Origin of the sequence: Phenylobacterium sp. SCN 70-31 (assembly GCF_001724605.1) — a bacterium.
GTDB lineage: Bacteria > Pseudomonadota > Alphaproteobacteria > Caulobacterales > Caulobacteraceae > Phenylobacterium.
In genome coordinates, this window is sequence record NZ_MEEX01000007.1 from 132,656 (window position 1) to 150,187 (window position 17,532).

General features: G+C 71.3%; 16 protein-coding genes. 15 read left to right on the forward strand and 1 reads right to left on the reverse strand.

Features of this window, described 5'->3' with window-relative positions; genetic code table 11:
- Nucleotide 1: 1 nt before the first annotated feature.
- The 12 genes from ABS78_RS07295 (at nt 2) to ABS78_RS07350 (ending at nt 13,646) form a co-directional block, all read left to right on the forward strand.
- Nucleotides 2-1,753, forward strand: a complete 1,752-nt coding sequence (locus tag ABS78_RS07295; RefSeq protein ID WP_293376852.1) for a penicillin-binding protein 2 — start codon at nt 2-4, stop codon at nt 1,751-1,753.
- Nucleotides 1,750-3,204 (forward strand): UDP-N-acetylmuramoyl-L-alanyl-D-glutamate--2,6-diaminopimelate ligase, encoded by a 1,455-nt coding sequence (locus tag ABS78_RS07300; protein WP_293376548.1) that lies wholly within the window; start codon nt 1,750-1,752, stop codon nt 3,202-3,204. Before ABS78_RS07295 ends, ABS78_RS07300 begins: the two co-directional genes overlap by 4 nt.
- Nucleotides 3,197-4,600 carry a UDP-N-acetylmuramoyl-tripeptide--D-alanyl-D-alanine ligase gene (murF, locus tag ABS78_RS07305; RefSeq protein ID WP_293376550.1) on the forward strand — a complete coding sequence of 468 codons (1,404 nt, stop codon included), beginning with the start codon at nt 3,197-3,199 and terminating at the stop codon, nt 4,598-4,600. Before ABS78_RS07300 ends, murF begins: the two co-directional genes overlap by 8 nt.
- On the forward strand, nt 4,600-5,709 hold the full coding sequence (mraY, locus tag ABS78_RS07310; RefSeq protein ID WP_293376552.1) for a phospho-N-acetylmuramoyl-pentapeptide-transferase: 1,110 nt from the start codon (nt 4,600-4,602) through the stop codon (nt 5,707-5,709). Before murF ends, mraY begins: the two co-directional genes overlap by 1 nt.
- Nucleotides 5,710-5,727: 18 nt before the next feature.
- Nucleotides 5,728-7,143, forward strand: a complete 1,416-nt coding sequence (gene murD / locus ABS78_RS07315) for a UDP-N-acetylmuramoyl-L-alanine--D-glutamate ligase (RefSeq protein WP_293376554.1) — start codon at nt 5,728-5,730, stop codon at nt 7,141-7,143.
- A 145-nt stretch (nt 7,144-7,288) separates the two neighbouring features.
- On the forward strand, nt 7,289-8,470 hold the full coding sequence (ftsW, locus tag ABS78_RS07320) for a putative lipid II flippase FtsW (protein ID WP_293376556.1): 1,182 nt from the start codon (nt 7,289-7,291) through the stop codon (nt 8,468-8,470).
- 24 nt (nt 8,471-8,494) lie between these two features.
- Nucleotides 8,495-9,595, forward strand: a complete 1,101-nt coding sequence (murG, locus tag ABS78_RS07325) for an undecaprenyldiphospho-muramoylpentapeptide beta-N-acetylglucosaminyltransferase (RefSeq protein WP_293376558.1) — start codon at nt 8,495-8,497, stop codon at nt 9,593-9,595.
- A 42-nt stretch (nt 9,596-9,637) separates the two neighbouring features.
- Complete coding sequence (locus ABS78_RS07330) at nt 9,638-9,904, forward strand: nucleotidyltransferase domain-containing protein (RefSeq protein ID WP_293376560.1); 267 nt, start codon at nt 9,638-9,640, stop codon at nt 9,902-9,904.
- 36 nt (nt 9,905-9,940) lie between these two features.
- Nucleotides 9,941-10,291: a HepT-like ribonuclease domain-containing protein gene (locus tag ABS78_RS07335; RefSeq protein WP_293376562.1), complete on the forward strand. Its 351-nt coding sequence runs from the start codon at nt 9,941-9,943 to the stop codon at nt 10,289-10,291.
- Nucleotides 10,292-10,454: 163 nt separating this feature from the next.
- Entirely contained in the window at nt 10,455-11,864 is a 1,410-nt protein-coding gene (gene murC / locus ABS78_RS07340; RefSeq protein ID WP_293376564.1) for a UDP-N-acetylmuramate--L-alanine ligase, read from the forward strand.
- Between the two features lie 337 nt (nt 11,865-12,201).
- Nucleotides 12,202-13,098, forward strand: a complete 897-nt coding sequence (gene murB / locus ABS78_RS07345; protein ID WP_293376566.1) for a UDP-N-acetylmuramate dehydrogenase — start codon at nt 12,202-12,204, stop codon at nt 13,096-13,098.
- 2 nt (nt 13,099-13,100) lie between these two features.
- Entirely contained in the window at nt 13,101-13,646 is a 546-nt protein-coding gene (locus ABS78_RS07350; protein ID WP_293376568.1) for a histidine phosphatase family protein, read from the forward strand.
- Between the two features lie 27 nt (nt 13,647-13,673).
- Here ABS78_RS07350 and ABS78_RS07355 read toward each other — a convergent pair whose 3' ends face one another.
- Nucleotides 13,674-14,099 (reverse strand): PaaI family thioesterase, encoded by a 426-nt coding sequence (locus tag ABS78_RS07355; RefSeq protein ID WP_293376570.1) that lies wholly within the window; start codon nt 14,097-14,099, stop codon nt 13,674-13,676.
- Between the two features lie 143 nt (nt 14,100-14,242).
- On the opposite strand from ABS78_RS07355, the gene ABS78_RS07360 reads away from it, so the two are divergent.
- From ABS78_RS07360 to ABS78_RS07370, 3 genes are read left to right on the forward strand one after another with little or no spacing between them, the layout of a single operon-like run.
- Nucleotides 14,243-15,523 carry a SulP family inorganic anion transporter gene (locus tag ABS78_RS07360; RefSeq protein ID WP_293376572.1) on the forward strand — a complete coding sequence of 427 codons (1,281 nt, stop codon included), beginning with the start codon at nt 14,243-14,245 and terminating at the stop codon, nt 15,521-15,523.
- Between the two features lie 58 nt (nt 15,524-15,581).
- The gene (locus ABS78_RS07365; protein ID WP_293376574.1) at nt 15,582-16,556 is read left to right on the forward strand and encodes a D-alanine--D-alanine ligase; all 975 of its coding nucleotides are present in this window, start codon (nt 15,582-15,584) and stop codon (nt 16,554-16,556) included.
- Between the two features lie 13 nt (nt 16,557-16,569).
- Complete coding sequence (locus ABS78_RS07370) at nt 16,570-17,517, forward strand: cell division protein FtsQ/DivIB (protein ID WP_293376576.1); 948 nt, start codon at nt 16,570-16,572, stop codon at nt 17,515-17,517.
- Nucleotides 17,518-17,532: the final 15 nt, after the last annotated feature.

The window sequence follows — 17,532 nt, forward strand, 5'->3', positions numbered from 1 at the left end:
CCTGTCGCAGAGCAGTCTGGGTCGGGCGGGTCTGCCGCGCTGGCTGATCGAGCGCGTCTGGGGCCTGGAGCACGCCTTCGAGCGGGCGCGGGCGTCGGGCAAGGCCGAGGACGACACGCGGCTGCGCATCTTCTTCGTGCTGATCCTGTTCGGGGTGGGCTTCGTGGCCCTGGCGTTCGGGGCGACGCGGGCCGCGCTGTTCCCGGATGCGGCGCATGTGGGCGGCGCGGGCGCGCCGCTGGGCGCTTCGCGCACCGATCTGGTGGACCGCAACGGCATGCTGCTGGCGGCCGATCTGCTGCACTACGGCCTCTACATCGACCCCCGCGAGATCTGGGACCAGGCCGAGACCCGTCGCGGCCTCAAGGCGGCGCTGCCCAGCCTGGACATGAATCGCCTGGAGCGCGCGCTGCGCGGGAACCGCCGGATCTTCGTGGCCGGCGCGCTGACGCCCGAGGCGCGCAACCGCGTCCACCGCCTGGGGCTGCCCGGCGTGACGTTCGAGCCCGAGCAGCGGCGCGTCTATCCGCTCGGGACCACGGCCGCCCACTTCATCGGCTTCTCGGACGCCGGCGGCGAGGGCCTGTCGGGCGCGGAGGCCGCCCTGAACGAGGGGATCCGCGGCGCGGCCCGGAGCGGCGCGCCCGTGCCCCTGTCCATCGACCTGCGCGTCCAGGGCGCGCTGGAGGACGAACTCTACAAGGCCATCCACGAATTCCGTCCGGTGGGCGCGGTGGGCCTGGTCACCGATATCCAGACGGGCGAAATCCTGGCCCTGTCGAGCTGGCCCGTCTTCGATCCGAACGCGCCCGGCAAATCCAGCGTCTACGCCCAGACCAATCGCGCGGCGGCCTCGGTGTTCGAGATGGGGTCGACGTTCAAGGCGTTCACCGTCGCCATCGGCCTGGACGCCGGGGTGGCCACGCCGGAGACGACCTTCGACGCCCGCGAGCCGTACAAGCTGGGCTACCGGACCATCCACGACTACCACGCCGCCCGGAAGATCCTGACGCTGGTGGAGGTGTTCCAGCACTCGTCCAACATCGGCACCGCCCGGCTGGGCCAGGCCGTCGGCCCCGAGCGCATGGGCCACTATTTCGACGCCCTGGGCCTGACCAAGGCGGCGAAGGTCGAGCTGATCGAGAACGCCCGGCCGCTGACGCCCCGGGTGTGGAACGACGACGCCGTCGCCTCGACCTCGTTCGGCCACGGGATCAACGTCAGCCCCCTGGCGCTCGCCCGGGCGATGGGGGCGATCCACAACGGCGGCCGGATGATCCCGCTCACGATCCACAAGCTGGAGCCGGGAACGAAGGTGGATGGCCCGCGGGTGATGTCCGAGCGCACCTCGCTCCAGATGCTCTCGATCATGCGCGCCAACGTCACCGGCGGGAGCGGCAAGTCGGCCGACATTCCCGGCCTGTCGGTGGGGGGCAAGACGGGGACGGGCGAGAAGTACGACCCGGCGATCCGCCGGTACAACGGGGCCAAGCAGGTCTCGTCGTTCGCGGCCGTCTTCCCGACCTGGGGCGGCGTGGACACCAAGCGCTATTTCGTCCTGATCCTGCTGGACGAGCCCAAGGGCACCGCGCGGAGCGCGGGCTATTCCACCGGCGGCTGGGTGGCCGCGCCGGCCGTGGGCCGGGTGATCGAGCGGATCGCGCCGTTCGTGGACGTCCAGCGCCGCGCCGACGTGGGCCAGGCGGTTCCGGTCCTGCCGCCCACGGTCGAAGACCTGGGTGAGGCGCGATGAGCCTGCGCCTCTCGAAGATCGTGAAGCGCGACATCGGCGCGGACCCCGAGATCAAGGGGGTGACGGCCGACAGCCGCAAGGTGAAGCCGGGCTTCCTGTTCGCCGCCCTCCCGGGATCGAAGGCGGACGGCGCGGCCTTCGCGGCCAAGGCGGTCGAAGCCGGGGCGGCGGCGGTGATCGCCGACCAGGATCTGAACCTTTCGGTTCCCACCGTGATCTGTCGCGACCCGCGCCGTGGCTACGCCCTGGCCGCCGCGAACTTCTGGGGCCGCCAACCGCAGGTGTGCGTGGCGGTGACGGGCACCAACGGCAAGACCTCGGTCGCCAACTTCTGCCGGCAGATGTTCGCCCGCGCGGGTCACGCCTCGGCCAGCATGGGCACTCTGGGCCTGACCGTCTCCCGGCCGGACGGCACGCACGACCAGATCACGCCGCCGGGCCTGACCACGCCGGACGCCGGCGACGTGGCCGAGCTTCTCACTCGCGTCAGCCAGCTCGGCGTGACCCATTTCGCCCTGGAGGCCAGCTCGCACGGCATCGACCAGCGCCGTCTGGACGGGGTGCGGCTGGCGGCGGCGGGGTTCCTGAACCTGACCCAGGACCACCTCGACTACCATCACACCATGGACGCCTACATGAAGGCGAAGCTCCGGCTGTTCGAGCAGCTCATGCCGCGCGGCGCCACGGCGGTGCTGAACGCCGATTCCGAGGCGTTTCCGTTCTTCGCGGCGGCCTCGGTGGTCTCGGGGCAGCGGGTGATGAGCGTGGGCGAGGGCGGCCAGGCGCTGAAGCTGCTGGAGCGCACGCTGCTGCCCGACGGCCAGCGCCTGAAGGTGCGCGCCGACGGCCGGACCTACGACGTGCGCCTGCCCCTGGCGGGCGGCTTCCAGGCCTCGAACGCGCTGGTGGCGGCGGGCCTCTGCCGAGCGGCGGGCCTGTCCTGGGACGAGGTGTTCGCCGGGCTGGAGACCCTGACCGGCGCGCCCGGCCGGCTCCAGCGCGTGGGCGCTGGGCCGCGGGGCGGCGAGGCCTATGTGGACTACGCCCATACGCCGGACGGGCTGGAGACGGTGCTGGAGGCGCTGCGCCCCCACACGCGCGGCCGGCTGGTGGTGGTGTTCGGCGCCGGCGGCGACCGCGACCGCGGCAAGCGCCCCCTGATGGGCCGGGTGGCGGCCGAGCTGGCCGACGTGGCCATCGTGACCGACGACAATCCCCGTTCCGAGATCCCCGCGGCGATCCGGGCCGAGATCCTGGCCGGGGCGCCGAACGCCAGGGAGATCGGCGACCGGCGCGAGGCGATCCGGGCGGCCGCGGCGATGCTGGACGACGGCGACATCCTGGTGGTGGCCGGCAAGGGGCACGAGCAGGGCCAGATCGTGGGCGACGTGGTTCATCCCTTCGACGACGTGACGGAGACGGCTCAGGCGCTGGAGCTGGTGCATGGCTGAGCCGCTGTGGACGTCCGGCGCCATCGCGGCCGCCACGGGGGGCGTGGAGGCCGGCGGCTTCAGCGCGACCGGCGTCTCGATCGACACCCGCAGCCTGGAGCCCGGCGACCTGTTCGTCGCTCTGGCGGGCGCGCGCGACGGCCATGAGTTCGTGGCCCAGGCGATGGCGGCCGGCGCGGCGGGCGTGCTGGCCGCGCGCGAAGTGGAGGCGCCGTCCGTGCGGGCGGGCGACACGCTGAGGGCGCTGGAGGCCCTGGGCATCGCGGCCCGGGACCGGGCGACGAACGCGCGCCGTGGCGCGGTGACGGGCTCGGTGGGCAAGACGTCGGTGACGCAGGCCGTGATGGCGGGGCTGTCCCTGGCCGGCCCGGCGCATTCGTCGGTGAAGAGCTACAACAACCACATCGGCGTGCCGCTGACGCTCGCCCGGATGCCCGCCGACACCGAACGCGCGGTGTTCGAGATCGGCATGAACCACGCGGACGAGATCCGTCCGCTGAGCGAGATGGTGCGGCCCCACGCGGCGGTGGTGACGACCGTCGGCCCGGTGCACACCGAGAACTTCGCGGACGGCGAGGCCGGCGTGGCGATGGCCAAGGCCGAGATCTTCGACGGCCTGCAGTTCGGCGGCGTGGCGGTGCTGAACGCCGACAACGCGCATTTCGGCCTGCTGGAGGCGCGCGCGGTGGCGGCGGGGGCGAAGGTGCGCAGGTTCGGCCGCGCGGCCGGCTGCGACGCGCGGCTGCTGGACTTCCAGGCCGCCGACGGGATGGCCCAGGTGCGCGCCGAACTGGACGGCCGGGGGGTGGACTTCCCGTTGTTGCAGACCGGCCTGCACTGGGGGCTGAACAGCCTGGCGGTGATCCTGATGCTGGAGGCGCTGGACGTGCGCCTGGACCTGGCGCTGACGGCGCTGTCGGGCTTTGCGCCGTTGACCGGGCGGGGCGCCGAGCACCGCGTGGAGGGGCCCCGCGGCGCCTTCACGCTGATCGACGAGAGCTACAACGCCAATCCGGTGTCGATGGCGTCGGCGATCGCCACCCTGGGCCAGCGCAGCGCGGCCGGACGGCGGATCGTGGCGCTCACCGACATGCTGGAGCTGGGGCCGGACGCCCCGGCGTTTCACGCCGGCCTCGCCGAACCTATCGAGGCTGCGACGATCGACCTCGTCTTCTGCGCGGGTCCTCTGATGAAATCGCTCTGGGACGCCCTTCCGCCGACTCGCCGCGGCGGCTACGCCGAAACGGCCGCCGCCCTCGCGCCACAGCTCTCCGAGGCGGTGCGGGCCGGCGACGTGGTGATGGTGAAGGGGTCGAACGGGTCCAGGGCCGGGCAGGTCGTCCAGGCGCTGCTGGCGGGCGACTCCCCCCGACAGGGCCCAGGGGAGGCCGGCTGATGTTCTACTGGCTCTACGTCCAGTTCGCTTCGACCGACTATGTGCCGGTCCTGAACCTGCTGAAGTACCAGACCTTCCGCACGGGGCTGGCGATCTTCACGGCGCAGTTCGTGGTCGTGGCCATGGGCTCGCGCTTCATCCGCTGGATGCAGGCCAAGCAGGGCAAGGGCCAGCCGATCCGCGCCGAGGGCATCGAGCGCCACATCATCGAGAAGGCCGGCACGCCCACGATGGGCGGGGTGATGATCCTGGCCGGGCTGTTCGCCGGCACCCTGCTGTGGGCGGACCTGACGAACGTCTATGTCTGGGCGGTGCTGATCGTCACCGGCGGCTATGGCCTGCTGGGTTTCATGGACGACTACGCCAAGGTCACGCGGCAGACGACGGCGGGCGTCTCGGGCAAGGCGCGCCTGGCGGTCGAGGCCGGCATCGCGATGGCGGCCATCGCGCTGATCATCACGCTCGCGCCCAAACCACCCGAGAACGCCGAACTGCTCACCTCGGTGACGTTCCCGATCTTCAAGCAGTACTTCATCGACCTCTCGTGGGGCTATCTGCTGTTCGGGGCCTTCATCATCGTGGGGGCGGCCAACGCCGTGAACTTCACCGACGGCCTCGACGGGCTGGCCACGGTTCCGGTCATGATCGCGGCGGCGGCCTATGGCCTGATCGCCTACATCGTCGGCAACTACGTCTTCGCCAACTACCTCCAGCTCCACTTCGTCCCCGGCGTGGGCGAACTGGCGGTGTTCTGCGGGGCGCTGATCGGGGCGGGGCTGGGCTTCCTCTGGTATAACGCCCCGCCGGCCAAGATCTTCATGGGCGACACCGGCTCGCTGGCCCTGGGCGGCGCGGTGGGCGCCATCGCGGTGGCCACCCGCCACGAGATCGTGCTGGGAATCATCGGCGGCCTGTTCGTGGCCGAGACCCTGTCGGTGATGATCCAGGTGGCGTGGTTCAAGCGCACCGGCCGGCGAATCTTCCTGATGGCGCCGGTCCACCACCACTTCGAGAAGCTGGGCTGGTCGGAATCCACCGTCGTGATCCGGTTCTGGATCGTGGCGGTGATGCTGGCGCTGGTGGGCCTCGCCACCCTGAAGCTCAGGTAGGAGGCGCGTGCAGGCGGCATGATCCCGGTCCGTGGCTTCGAAGGCAGGACGGTGGCCGTGTTCGGCCTGGCCCGCACGGGGCTGGCGGCCGCGCGCGCCCTCGTCGCCGGAGGGGCCGAGGCAGCGCTCTGGGACGACAACCCCAAGGCCCGGGAAGCCGCCGCGGCCGAAGGCTTCGAACTGACCGACCTGGCCGCGGCCGACTGGTCGGGCTTCGCCGCAGTCATGCTTTCGCCGGGCGTGCCCCTGACGCATCCGAAGCCGCACTGGACGGTGGAGAAGGCCCGTGCGGCGGGCGTCGAGATCCTGGGCGACATCGAGCTGTTCGCGCGCACCGTGAACGCCGCGCCCGAGCACCGGCGGCCGAAGGTGGTCGCCATCACCGGCACCAACGGCAAGTCGACGACGACCGCCCTGATCGGTCACATCTGCGCCGAGGCCGGCCGGGACACCCGCATCGGCGGCAACATCGGGGCCGGCGTCCTGGGCCTCGACGACATGCACGGCGGCGCGGTCTATGTGCTGGAACTCTCGTCCTACCAGCTCGACCTGACGTCCAGCCTGAAGGCCGACGTGGCGATCATCCTCAACGTCTCGCCCGACCACCTGGAGCGGCACGGGACGATGGAGAACTACGTCGCCGCCAAGCGCCGGATTCTGCTCAACCAGGACAACGGCGACACCGCTGTCATCGGGGTGGACGACGCCTGGGGCCAGCAGATCTGCACCGAGATCACGGCCGCCAATCGGCGCACCATCGTTCCCATCTCGGCCAGCAAGGCGATCAGCCGCGGGGTCTACGCCCTGGACGGTCTGCTCTACGACGCCGCGGGCGAGCGCGCGGCCCAGGTGGCGGACCTGAAGCGCGCGCGGTCGCTGCCGGGCCGGCACAACTGGCAGAACGCGGCGGCGGCCTACGCCGCGGCGCGCGGGCTGGGGGTTTCGCCCGAGCTGGCCGCGCGCGCTCTGATGACCTTTCCCGGCCTCGCGCACCGGATGGAGACCGTGGCGCTGATCGGCAAGGTGCGCTTCGTCAACGACAGCAAGGCCACCAACGCCGACGCCGCGCGCCAGGCCCTGTCGAGCTATCCCGAGGTCTACTGGATCGCCGGCGGCCAGCCCAAGACGGGCGGCATCGACGAACTGGCCGACCTGTTCCCGCGCGTGATCAAGGCCTATCTCGTGGGCGAGGCCGAGACGGCGTTCGCCGCCACCCTGGAAGGCCGGACGCCGGCCCTGAAATGCGGGACCATCGAGGCGGCGGCGCGCGCGGCCTACGCCGACGCCGCGGCCAGCGGCAAGGACGCGATCGTCCTGCTTTCGCCGGCCTGCGCCTCGTTCGACCAGTTCGCCGACTTCGAGCAGCGCGGGGAGGCCTTCCGCGCGGCCGCCGGCGCGATCGCCGCCGGCCGGGTCCGGGAGGGCGCCCCATGAGCGCCGCCGTCAGCCACATTCTCCTCCCGTCGGGAGGAGCGTCGGCGAAGCCGGGAAGGGGGGCGACCCGCCCGCGCATCGCCAAAGCAGGCCCCCTCCACCGCTTCGCGGTCCCCCTCCCCCGAGGGGGGCGGAGATTCCCCGTATGACGACCGTCGGCAGCAACAACGCCCACGCCTTCGCCCGGTCCGACCGATCGCCGCTGGGCGTCTGGTGGTGGACCGTCGACCGCTGGATGCTGGGGGTGGTGGCCATCCTCATCGCCATCGGTGTCGTGGTGTCGTTCGCCGCCAGCCCGGCGGCGGCGGCGCGCATGAACATCGGCGACCCGTTCCACTTCGCCGTCCGCCAGTGCGTCTTCGCCGTGGCGTCCATGATCCTGATGATGGCCGTCTCGATGCTGGACGTGAAGGGCGTGAGGCGGGCGGCCTTCGTCATCTGGCTGGCCGCCATCGCGGTGATGATCGCCCTGCCGTTCATCGGCCACAGCGCCAAGGGCGCCACCCGGTGGATCGAGTTCGGCGGCTTCACCTTCCAGCCGTCCGAGTACATGAAGCCGGCCCTGGTGATCCTGGTCGCCTGGATGTTCGCCGAGGGGCAGAAGGGCAACGGCGTGCCCGGCGTCTCGATCGCCTTCGGACTGTTCGCGGTCTCGGTGGGGCTGCTGCTGATCCAGCCCGACGTCGGCCAGACGGTCCTCATCACGGTGGCGTTCGGCGCCGCCTTCTGGATGGCGGGCGTGCCGATGAGCTGGGTGATGCTGCTGGGCGCGACGGCGCTCGCGGGACTCTCGTCCACCTACTTCATGTTCCCGCACGTCCAGAGCCGCGTGGACCGCTTCTTCTCGCCCGAGAAGGCCGACACGCATCAGGTCGACGCCGCCGCCATCGCTCAGGCGGCCGGCGGGCTGTTCGGCCGCGGCCCGGGCGAGGGTGTGATGAAGCGCCGGGTGCCCGACCTGCACACCGACTTCGCCGCCTCGGTCGGCGCCGAGGAGTTCGGGCTGGTGTTCCTGCTGCTGGTGATCTCGCTTTTCGCCTTCGTGGTGGTGCGCGGCCTCATGAGGGCCATGAAGCTGTCGGATCCTTTCGAGCAGATCGCGGCCGCGGCGCTGTTCGTGCTGGTCGGCCAGCAGGCGATCATCAATCTGGCGGTCAACCTGAACATGATGCCGACCAAGGGCATGACCTTGCCCTTCATCAGCTACGGAGGGTCCTCGATGCTGGCGATGGGCCTGACGATGGGACTGGCCCTGGCGCTCACGCGCCGCCGGCCGGGCGCCTATGCGCAGAGCGAAGGCCTCGCCAAGGCCGGGACGTTCGGTTGACCGCGCACGCGAGGAGAGGTGCCCATGCGTAGGATCGCGGTCGTCGCCGCCGGGGGCACCGGCGGCCACCTGTTTCCGGCTCAGGCGCTGGCCGAGACGCTGATCGCGCGTGGCTGGGGCGTGGTTCTGGCCTCCGACGAGCGGGTGGCGGGGCTGGCCCAGGACTTCCCGGCCGAGCGTCGCATCGGGCTGTCGGCGGCCACCTTCCGGCGAGGCGACCCCATCGGCATGGTCCGCGCCGGCCTGGCCGTGATGCGCGGCGTGCTGCAGGCGCGGAGCGTCTTCCGCGAGATCAGGCCGCACGTCGTGGTCGGTTTCGGCGGCTATCCCTCGGCGCCGGCGCTGGTGGCGGCCCGGCTGGACCGGCTGCCGACCGTGATCCACGAGCAGAACGCCGTCATGGGCCGGACCAACCGGATGCTCGCGCCCCACGTGAAGACCATCGCCTGCGCCTTCCCGACGTTGCAGAAGGCGCCCAAGGGCGTGGCCGAGCGGGCCAGAGTGGTCGGCAACCCTGTGCGCCCGCCGATCCGCGCCCTGGCCGATATCCCCTACATCCCGCCCGAGCCGAACGGCCCCGTGCGACTTCTGGTAACCGGCGGCAGCCAGGGCGCGCGCCTCCTGTCCGAGCTTGTGCCCGAAGCGGTGAAGGCGCTGCCCGAGGACCTGCGCCGCCGTCTGGTGGTCCAGCAGCAGACCCGCGCCGAGAGCATGAACACCGCGCGCCGGGCCTATCGCGACGCCCTGGTCGACGCCGAGATCGCGCCGTTCTTCCGCGACATGGCCGGCCGCCTGCGCGACGCCCACCTGGTGATCGGGCGGTCGGGAGCCGGCAGCGTCTGCGAGTTCGCCGTCGCGGGAAAGCCGGCCATCCTCGTCCCGCTGGCCATCGCCATCGACGACGACCAGGGCCAGAACGCCCGGCTCCTGGCCGAGGCCGGGGGCGCCGAGATCGCGCGCGAGAGCCAGCTCACGGTGGAATCGCTGGCCTCTGCGCTCGAGGTCCTCCTGAACAATCCGGCCCGCCTCGCCCGCATGGCCGCGGCCTCCCGCGCCGTCGCCATCCCCGACGCCGCGGAACGCCTGGCCGACGTCGTCGAGGCGACGGCGGGCGCTGCGAGGTGAAGCTGAACCGGCTATAGTGCGCTGACCACGTCGGAACTCGCCATGCATGAGATCGTCGCTCAGCACGCAACCCGGATCGCTGAACTGTGCCGTCAGTTCGGCGTCGCCAGGCTGGAGGTGTTCGGTTCTGCGGGGGGCGGGGGCGCGTTCGACCCCGCGCGAAGCGACATCGACCTGCTTGTGGAATTCGCATCCCCGGGCCTCGAGTATCGCCATTTCTTCGACCTGAAGGCGGCGCTCGAACAGGTGATCGGCCGCGAGTCGACCTCGTGGAGCGCAAGGCCGTCGAACAAAGCCGCAATCCCATAAGGCGCCGCAGCATCCTGATGGGCGCCGAGCTTCTCTATGCCGCCTGAGCTTGGCGATCGCGACCGGGCGCTTGTCCTCGACATGATCCTGGCGGCTGAAGACGCCCTGGGCTTCGTGGCGGGGTTCGACGTGAAGACTTTCGCGGGTAGCAAGCTCCATCAGAACGCCGCCACCATCCGTTCCATTGAGGTCGTGGGAGAGGCTGCCGGGCGACTTTCACCGGAATGCCGGCAGGCGCATGACGATGTGCAGTGGTCCGAAATCATCGGGATGCGTCATCGTCTGATCCATGGCTACGACAAGGTCAGCCTGGATCTGGTCTGGCAGGTCCTCCAGGAAGACCTTCCAGACCTGCTGCAGGCGTTGCGCCGGATACACATTGCATAGCCGCGCGGAGCGGCTGTCCTGCCAATGACGAGGAGCACGGAGCGGCTGCAGGCGTTCTCTCTCGACCCAGCCCCTTTTCGCGTCCTCTCGTGTCTTGCGAGGTTCAAGGGCCGTCCCTTCGCGCCCCTTCCGCCGGGCCGGGAAGCGTCCTAGGACTCGGCCCATGACCCGACGTCCCGTCCCCTTCGAGATCGGCCCCGTGCATTTCATCGGCATCGGGGGCATCGGCATGAGCGGCATCGCCGAGATCATGATGCGCACCGGCTATACGGTGCAGGGATCGGACGCCCGGGCCAGCGCCAACACCGAGCGGCTGGCGAAGCTGGGCGCGAAGATCTTCGTGGGTCACGATCCGGCCAACGTGGAGGGCGCCTACGCCGTCGTCTATTCGACCGCGGTCAAGCCGGACAATCCCGAGATGGTCGCCGCGCGCGAGCGGCGGCTGCCGCTGGTCCGCCGGGCCGAGATGCTGGCCGAACTGATGCGGCTCCAGTTCTCGGTGGCCGTGGGCGGCACGCACGGGAAGACCACCACCACCTCGATGATCGCCTCGCTGCTGGACGCCGGCGGCCTCGACCCCACGGTCGTCAACGGCGGCATCATCAACACCTATGGCACCAACGCCAAGGTCGGCGCCGGCGAGTGGATCGTGGTCGAGGCCGACGAGAGCGACGGCACCTTCCTGAAGCTCAAGTCGACCTGCGCCGTGGTCACCAACATCGACCCCGAGCACCTGGACCACTACGGCGACTTCGAGGCGGTGAAGAAGGCCTTCCAGGACTTCGTGGAGAACATCCCGTTCTACGGCTTCGCCGCGGTCTGCACCGACCATCCCGAGGTCCAGGCGATGGCCGCGCGGGTGGAGAACCGCCGGCTGGTGACCTACGGCGTGAACCCCCAGGCCGAGGTGCGCGCGGAGAGTATCGCCATGGGGCCGGACGGCGCGCATTTCGATGTCCTGATCCGCCCGCTGGAGGGCGAACCCCTGCGCTATGCCGGCCTGCACCTGCCGATGGCCGGTCATCACAACGTGCTCAACGCCCTGGCCGCCGTGGCGGTGGCCCGCGAACTGGGGCTGGACGAGGCGGCCATACGCAAGGGCCTGAAGGAGTTCGGCGGGGTGAAGCGGCGCTTCACCACCACCGGCGTGGCGAACGGCGTGCGCGTGGTGGACGACTACGGCCACCACCCGGTCGAGATCGCCTCGGTGCTCAAGGCGGCGCGCGCCGTCACGGGGGGCAAGGTGATCGCGGTGGTGCAGCCGCACCGCTACACCCGCCTGCGGGACCTGTTCGACGATTTCTGCGCCTGCTTCGCCGACGCCGACGTGGTGCTGGTGGCCGACGTCTACGCCGCCGGCGAGGCGCCGATCGAGGGTGTGAGCCGCGACAGCCTGGTGGAAGGATTGCGACGCTACGGCCACCGACGCGCGCTGCCGCTGGCGGCTCCGGCGGATCTGGCGGTGATGGTTGGACAGGAGGCCGCGAGCGGCGACCTCGTGGTGCTGCTGGGCGCCGGCGACATCACGAACTGGGCCTATGCCCTGCCGGGCGAACTGGACGCGCTGGCATGATGAACGCCTGGATCCTGGAGTCTTCCCCTCCGTCCGGGGCCTGTTGCAAAACGCGCCGCCCATCCCGGTGCGCCCCTCCCCCTTGCGGGGAGGGGTTGGGGTGGGGGTGTCGGCCTGATGTCCGGCGTTCGGCAGGGCGTCCCGCGCGACGCGTTTCAGCACGTTATACTTCCTGGCGAATCTCGGACCACCGAATTGGGAGTTCGCCGATCTTCCCTCTCGCGCACCCTGTATGCACGCCGGGACCACACCCCCACCCCAGCCCCTCCCCGCAAGGGGGAGGGGCGGTTTGCAGTAGTCCGCCCTCGGGGAACGGGCGCAGTCTTATGGCTGTCCGTTGAGCTGGCGAGATGCGCCGCCCGCTGTGCGCGGCAAGCTCCTGCGCGACGAGCCCCTGGGGCCGTTCACCTGGTTCCGGGTGGGCGGCGCGGCCGAGCTGCTGTTCCTGCCCGCGGACGCCGACGATCTGGCGGCCTTCCTGAAGGCGCTGCCCGCCGAGGTCCCGGTGACGGTGCTGGGCGTGGGCTCGAACGTCATCGTCCGCGACGGCGGCGTGCCGGGCGCGGTCATCCGGCTGGCGGGGCGCGCCTTCGCCGGGGTCCACGCCGAGGGACGCCGGATCACCGCGGGCGCGGCGGCGCTGGACGCGGCGGTGGCGCGGGCGGCGGCCCGGGCCGGGATCGCGGGGCTGGAGTTCTACGCCGGAATCCCCGGCACGGTGGGCGGCGCGCTCACCATGAACGCCGGTTGCTATGGCTCCGAGACGAAGGATGTGCTGGTGTCCGCCTGGGGATACGATCGCTCGGGCGCGCGGCAGGAGCTTGAGGTGACGGACTTCGGCTACACATACCGCCATTCCGGCGCTCCGGCCGACATTGTCTGGGTCGAGGCGGTGTACGAGGGCCGTCCGGATGCGCCCGAGGCGGTCCAGGCTCGCATGGACGAGATCACCGCGCGGCGCGAGCAGACCCAGCCGATCCGCGAGAAGACCGGCGGCTCGACCTTCAAGAACCCGCCCGGCCATTCGTCGTGGAAGCTGGTGGACGACGCCGGCTGGCGGGGGAAGCCCTATGGCGGCGCGATGTTCTCGCCCCTGCATTCCAACTTCATGATCAACACCGGCGCGGCGACGGCCGCCGATCTCGAGGGGTTGGGCGAGGCCGTGCGGGCCGATGTGAAGGCGAAAACCGGCGTCGATCTCCATTGGGAGATCAAGCGGATCGGGAGGCCTTGAGCATGGCCGGCGCGTCGCTGATCCTGGTGCGTCACGGGCGGCCGCTGATCGATCCGGACAGGCCGTCCACGACCTGGCCCCTGTGCCCCGAGGGGCGCGAGGCGGTGGAGGCGCTGGCGGAGAAGATCGCCGCCTATCGTCCCGTCGCCGTGGCGACCAGCCCCGAGCCCAAGGCCCGCGAGACGGCCGAGATCATCGCGGGGCGCCTGGGCCTGCCGGTCGGCCTCGACCCGGGCCTGCACGAGCACAAGCGCCAGTCCCTGTCGTTCGGAACCGAGGAGGCGTTCCGCGAAAAGATCGCCCGCATCTTCGAGGCGCCCGGCCAGCCGGTGGGCGGCATCGAGACGGCGGACGCGGCCTGCGAGCGGCTGTCGGCGGCGCTGGCCCAGCACAGGAGTCGCCCGCTGGTCGCGGTCACCCACGGCACGGTGCTCAGTGTCTACGTGGCCCGGCTCCTGGGCCTCGACGCCCACGACCTCTGGCGCAGCCTGCACCTGCCCGACGCCTTCGTCCTGGACGCGGACGGGAGCCTGATCGAGCGGCTCTGACGCTTCCCTCCGGGAACGCCGCATCCCTCAGGCGGCGAGGGCCCGGCCGGCCGGGACCAGGCGGGCGCTGGCGTGGCCGCGGGCGAGCAGGGCGCCCGACAGATCCATGAGCCGGCCTTCCAGGAAGGCGATGCTCTTGCCGGCCTGGACCACCTGTCCCTCGGCGTACACCGGCCCGGGCCGCGCCGGCGCCAGGAAGCTCACGTGCAGGTCGATCGTGGGCGTGAACATCCGGCCTTCGGAGAAGACGAACATGGCGGGCCCCATGACGTCGTCCAGCATGGCGGCCAGGAAACCGCCCTGGATGAAGCCCGCGGGGTTGCAGAACGTGGGTCGCCCTTCGAAGCGCGCGCGCAGCCAGCCGTCGGCCGGCCGGGCGTCGATCAGTTCGAAGCCCAGCAGTTCGGCGCAAGGCGGGAGAGGCAGGCCATCCAGGGCGGTCGGAACAGGCATCGGGTCTCCTTCCGGCCTGCACATCCTGCCGATGGCCTGCTGCCAGCATGGTGGCGACAGGTCGCAGGTAGTTGACGCGAGGGACGGCTGAAGATTGAGAGGGATCAAGGCTAACTTAAGCGGGATCGGAGATCCTGACCGCCATGCCGGACGGCGCCGCCACATCGAACCTCTACCGGCCGAAGCTCGCGACGATCCTGTCCGAGGGCTACGGGCTGGGCGACCTGCGCCGGGATGCGGTGGCGGGGCTGACGGTGGCCGTGCTGGCGCTGCCGCTGTCGATGGCCATCGCGGTGGCTTCGGGCGTTTCCCCGGAGCGGGGGCTGTACACGGCCATCGTGGGCGGCTTTCTCGTCTCGGCGCTGGGCGGCAGCCGCCACCAGATCGGCGGTCCGGCCGGGGCGTTCATCGTGCTGGTCGCGGCGACGGTGGCCGACGTGGGCCTGCCCGGCCTGTTGCTGACGGTCTTCCTGTCGGGGCTGATGCTGGCGGCCCTGGGGCTGTTCCGCCTCGGCGGCCTCATCCGCTACATGCCGCACGCCGTCACGGTCGGGTTCACCGCGGGCATCGCCCTGACCATCCTGGCCAGCCAGATCAAGGACCTCGCGGGGCTCACCCTCAGCGGCGCCGAGCCGGGACCGGTGGGCCTCAAGCTGCTGGCGCTGGCCGAGGCCGCATCCACGTTCAACCCGGCGGCGCTCGGGTTGGGGATCGGCGTGGCGGGGCTCATCCTCTGGCTGCGGCGCGTGCGGCCCGCCTGGCCGGGCATGCTGCTGGCGCTGGTGGCGGCGACCATCCTCGCGCGGTTCGTCCACCTGCCGGTGGAGACGATCGGCAGCCGTTTCGGCGGCATTCCGCACAGCCTTCCGGCGCCGGCCCTGCCTGTGGTGTCGTGGGATCTGATCGTGCGCTGCCTGCCGGCGGCGCTGGGCTTCACCCTCCTGGGCGGCCTCGAGAGCCTGCTGTCGGCCAAGGTCGCGGACGGGATGACGGGACGGGTCCATCGCTCGAACATGGAGCTGGTGGCCCAGGGGCTGGCGAACGTGGGTTCGGCCGTCTTCGGCGGCATCGCGGTGACCGGTACCATCGCCCGCACGGCGACGAACATCCGCGCCGGCGCCCGGACCCCGGTGTCGGGGATGCTGCACGCCGTCTTCCTGCTGGCGTTCATGCTCGTGGCCGCGCCCCTGGCCAGCTACGTGCCGCTCTCGGCGCTGGCCGGCATCCTGGTGGTCGTGGCCTGGAACATGGCCGAGAAGCGGGAGTTCGCGAGCCTGCTGGGACAATGGCGGGCCGCCGCCGTGTTGCTGGCCACCTTCGGCGTGACCGTGCTGCACGACCTGATGTCCGGGATCATCGCGGGCTGCGCCGTCGCGGCGCTGCTCTGGCTGGGGTCGAGGATCGCGCGCCGCCTCGGCTCTTGACCCCGTCCGCGACGCACGCCACCGCGGTCTCCATTTCCCGAGCCTTCGCGAGGCGCCCATGAATCTCTCCCCGTCCGGGAATCTCCCCCTGTCCGGGCGCCATGTCGCCGTCCTCCTGGGCGGGCTGTCGTCCGAGCGCGAGGTCAGCCTCGTGTCGGGACGCGCCTGCGCCGACGCGCTGGAGCGGCTGGGCGCCAGGGTCAGCCGCGTGGACGCCGGCCGCGACCTGGCCCAGGTCCTGACGGCCCTGAAGCCGGACGTCTGCTTCAACGCCCTGCACGGGGCGTGGGGCGAGGACGGCTGCGTCCAGGGCGTGCTGGAGACATTGGGCGTGGCGTACACCCACAGCGGCGTGCTGGCCTCGGCGCTGGCGATGGACAAGGCCAAGTCCAAGGCCGTGCTGGCCGCGGCCGGCGTCGTCGTGCCCGGCGGCGGCCTCTTCGACCGCTTCGAGGTGGCCCGGGATCACGTGATCCCGCCGCCCTATGTGGTGAAGCCCAACGCCGAGGGGTCGTCGGTCGGCGTGTTTCTGGTCTTCGACGGCGCGAACCGTCCCCCCCAGGAGGTGGTTGCCCCCGACTGGACCTATGGCGAGCAGGTGATGGTCGAGCCCTATGTCCGCGGCCTGGAGCTGGCGGTCGGCGTCATGGACGGCAAGGCCATGACCGTGACGGAGATCGTGCCGAAGACGGGCTTCTACGACTACGAAGCCAAGTATGGCGACGGGGGGTCGGAGCATATCGTCCCGGCCAGAATTCCGTCCCATGTGGCGGAAAAGGCGAAGAAACTCTCAGAGCTTGCGCACGAGGCCCTGGGTTGCCGAGGCGTTACCCGGTCGGACCTTCGTTATGACGACATTAACGATGTTTTGGTCCTGTTGGAGGTGAACACCCAGCCGGGGATGACGCCCACCTCGCTCGTACCCGAGCAGGCGGCGGCGGGCGGGGTGGATTTCGACCGGCTGGTGCTTTGGATCACGGAGGACGGGTATGCCCGCGGCGCGGGGGGGATCGCCAGGCGCAGCGAAGGGTAGGGCGTCCGCCGGCGTGTCCCGGGACGGCGTATCCAAGGGCGGCGCAAGGGCCGGCGCGCCCAAGGGGGCTGCTTCAAAGGCGGCGTCGACCCGACGTGCGGCGGCCAAGGCCGAAGCCGGCGGTCCGCGCCTGGCGCCCCGGCATGTCCTGGGCCTCGCCGCAGCCGTCCTGACCCTGGCCGTGGCCGCCACCCTGGCGACCGGGGGACGCGGCGCCCACATCGCCCAGACCGTCGGCCTGGGCATCGACCGCAAGTTCGCCGCCGCCGGCTTCCGGCTGAAGGACGTCCACGTCGAGGGCGCGTCCGAAATGGCCCGTCCCGACATCCTGCGGGCCGCCGGCGTAGGCGAGGGGGCGCCGCTGCTGGGGCTCGACCTGGATCAGGTCCGCGCGCGTGTCGAGGCCGTGGGCTGGGTTCAGGAGGCGCGCGTCATCCGCCTCCTGCCCGACACCCTGGTCATCGCCGTCAAGGAACGCGGCCAGCTCGCCGTCTGGCAGCACGGCGGTCGCACGGTGGTGGTCGACGCCCAGGGGCGGGTGATTCCGGAAGCCGATCCGGCGCGTTTCGCCGACCTGCCGCTGGTGGTGGGCGCCGGCGGCGCCGAGCACGCCAGCGGCATCCTGCCCATCCTGGTTCAGCGCCCCAAGCTGATGGCGCGCCTGGAGGCGCTGGTCCGGGTCGACAACCGCCGCTGGGATCTCCGCATGAAGGACGGCGCCCTGGTCCAGCTCCCCGCCGCCGAGGAGGAGCAGGCGCTGATGAAGCTGGAGCAGCTCGACATGCGCTCGCGCATCCTGGAGCTGGGCTTCGAGCGCATCGACCTGCGCAACCCCGACACCATCGCGGTCCGTCCGCGGGCGCCCCAGGCCCCGGCCGGCCTCGCCGCCGCCGCGCCTTCGCCCTCCGACCCGTCCGCCGCCGCTTCGCCCGTCCCCCATTCGCCTGTTCAGGGCGTCTAGCCAGAGACCTCCGCC

What these genes read in the sequence shown, in the direction of transcription:
- ABS78_RS07300 (WP_293376548.1), top strand. Translation starts at nt 1,750, where the DNA reads ATGAGCCTGCGCCTCTCGAAGATCGTGAAGCGCGACATCGGCGCGGAC.
- murF (WP_293376550.1), top strand. Translation starts at nt 3,197, where the DNA reads ATGGCTGAGCCGCTGTGGACGTCCGGCGCCATCGCGGCCGCCACGGGG.
- mraY (WP_293376552.1), top strand. Translation starts at nt 4,600, where the DNA reads ATGTTCTACTGGCTCTACGTCCAGTTCGCTTCGACCGACTATGTGCCG.
- murD (WP_293376554.1), top strand. Translation starts at nt 5,728, where the DNA reads ATGATCCCGGTCCGTGGCTTCGAAGGCAGGACGGTGGCCGTGTTCGGC.
- ftsW (WP_293376556.1), top strand. Translation starts at nt 7,289, where the DNA reads ATGACGACCGTCGGCAGCAACAACGCCCACGCCTTCGCCCGGTCCGAC.
- murG (WP_293376558.1), top strand. Translation starts at nt 8,495, where the DNA reads ATGCGTAGGATCGCGGTCGTCGCCGCCGGGGGCACCGGCGGCCACCTG.
- ABS78_RS07330 (WP_293376560.1), top strand. Translation starts at nt 9,638, where the DNA reads ATGCATGAGATCGTCGCTCAGCACGCAACCCGGATCGCTGAACTGTGC.
- ABS78_RS07335 (WP_293376562.1), top strand. Translation starts at nt 9,941, where the DNA reads ATGCCGCCTGAGCTTGGCGATCGCGACCGGGCGCTTGTCCTCGACATG.
- murC (WP_293376564.1), top strand. Translation starts at nt 10,455, where the DNA reads ATGACCCGACGTCCCGTCCCCTTCGAGATCGGCCCCGTGCATTTCATC.
- ABS78_RS07350 (WP_293376568.1), top strand. Translation starts at nt 13,101, where the DNA reads ATGGCCGGCGCGTCGCTGATCCTGGTGCGTCACGGGCGGCCGCTGATC.
- ABS78_RS07355 (WP_293376570.1), bottom strand. Translation starts at nt 14,099, where the DNA reads ATGCCTGTTCCGACCGCCCTGGATGGCCTGCCTCTCCCGCCTTGCGCC.
- ABS78_RS07360 (WP_293376572.1), top strand. Translation starts at nt 14,243, where the DNA reads ATGCCGGACGGCGCCGCCACATCGAACCTCTACCGGCCGAAGCTCGCG.
- ABS78_RS07365 (WP_293376574.1), top strand. Translation starts at nt 15,582, where the DNA reads ATGAATCTCTCCCCGTCCGGGAATCTCCCCCTGTCCGGGCGCCATGTC.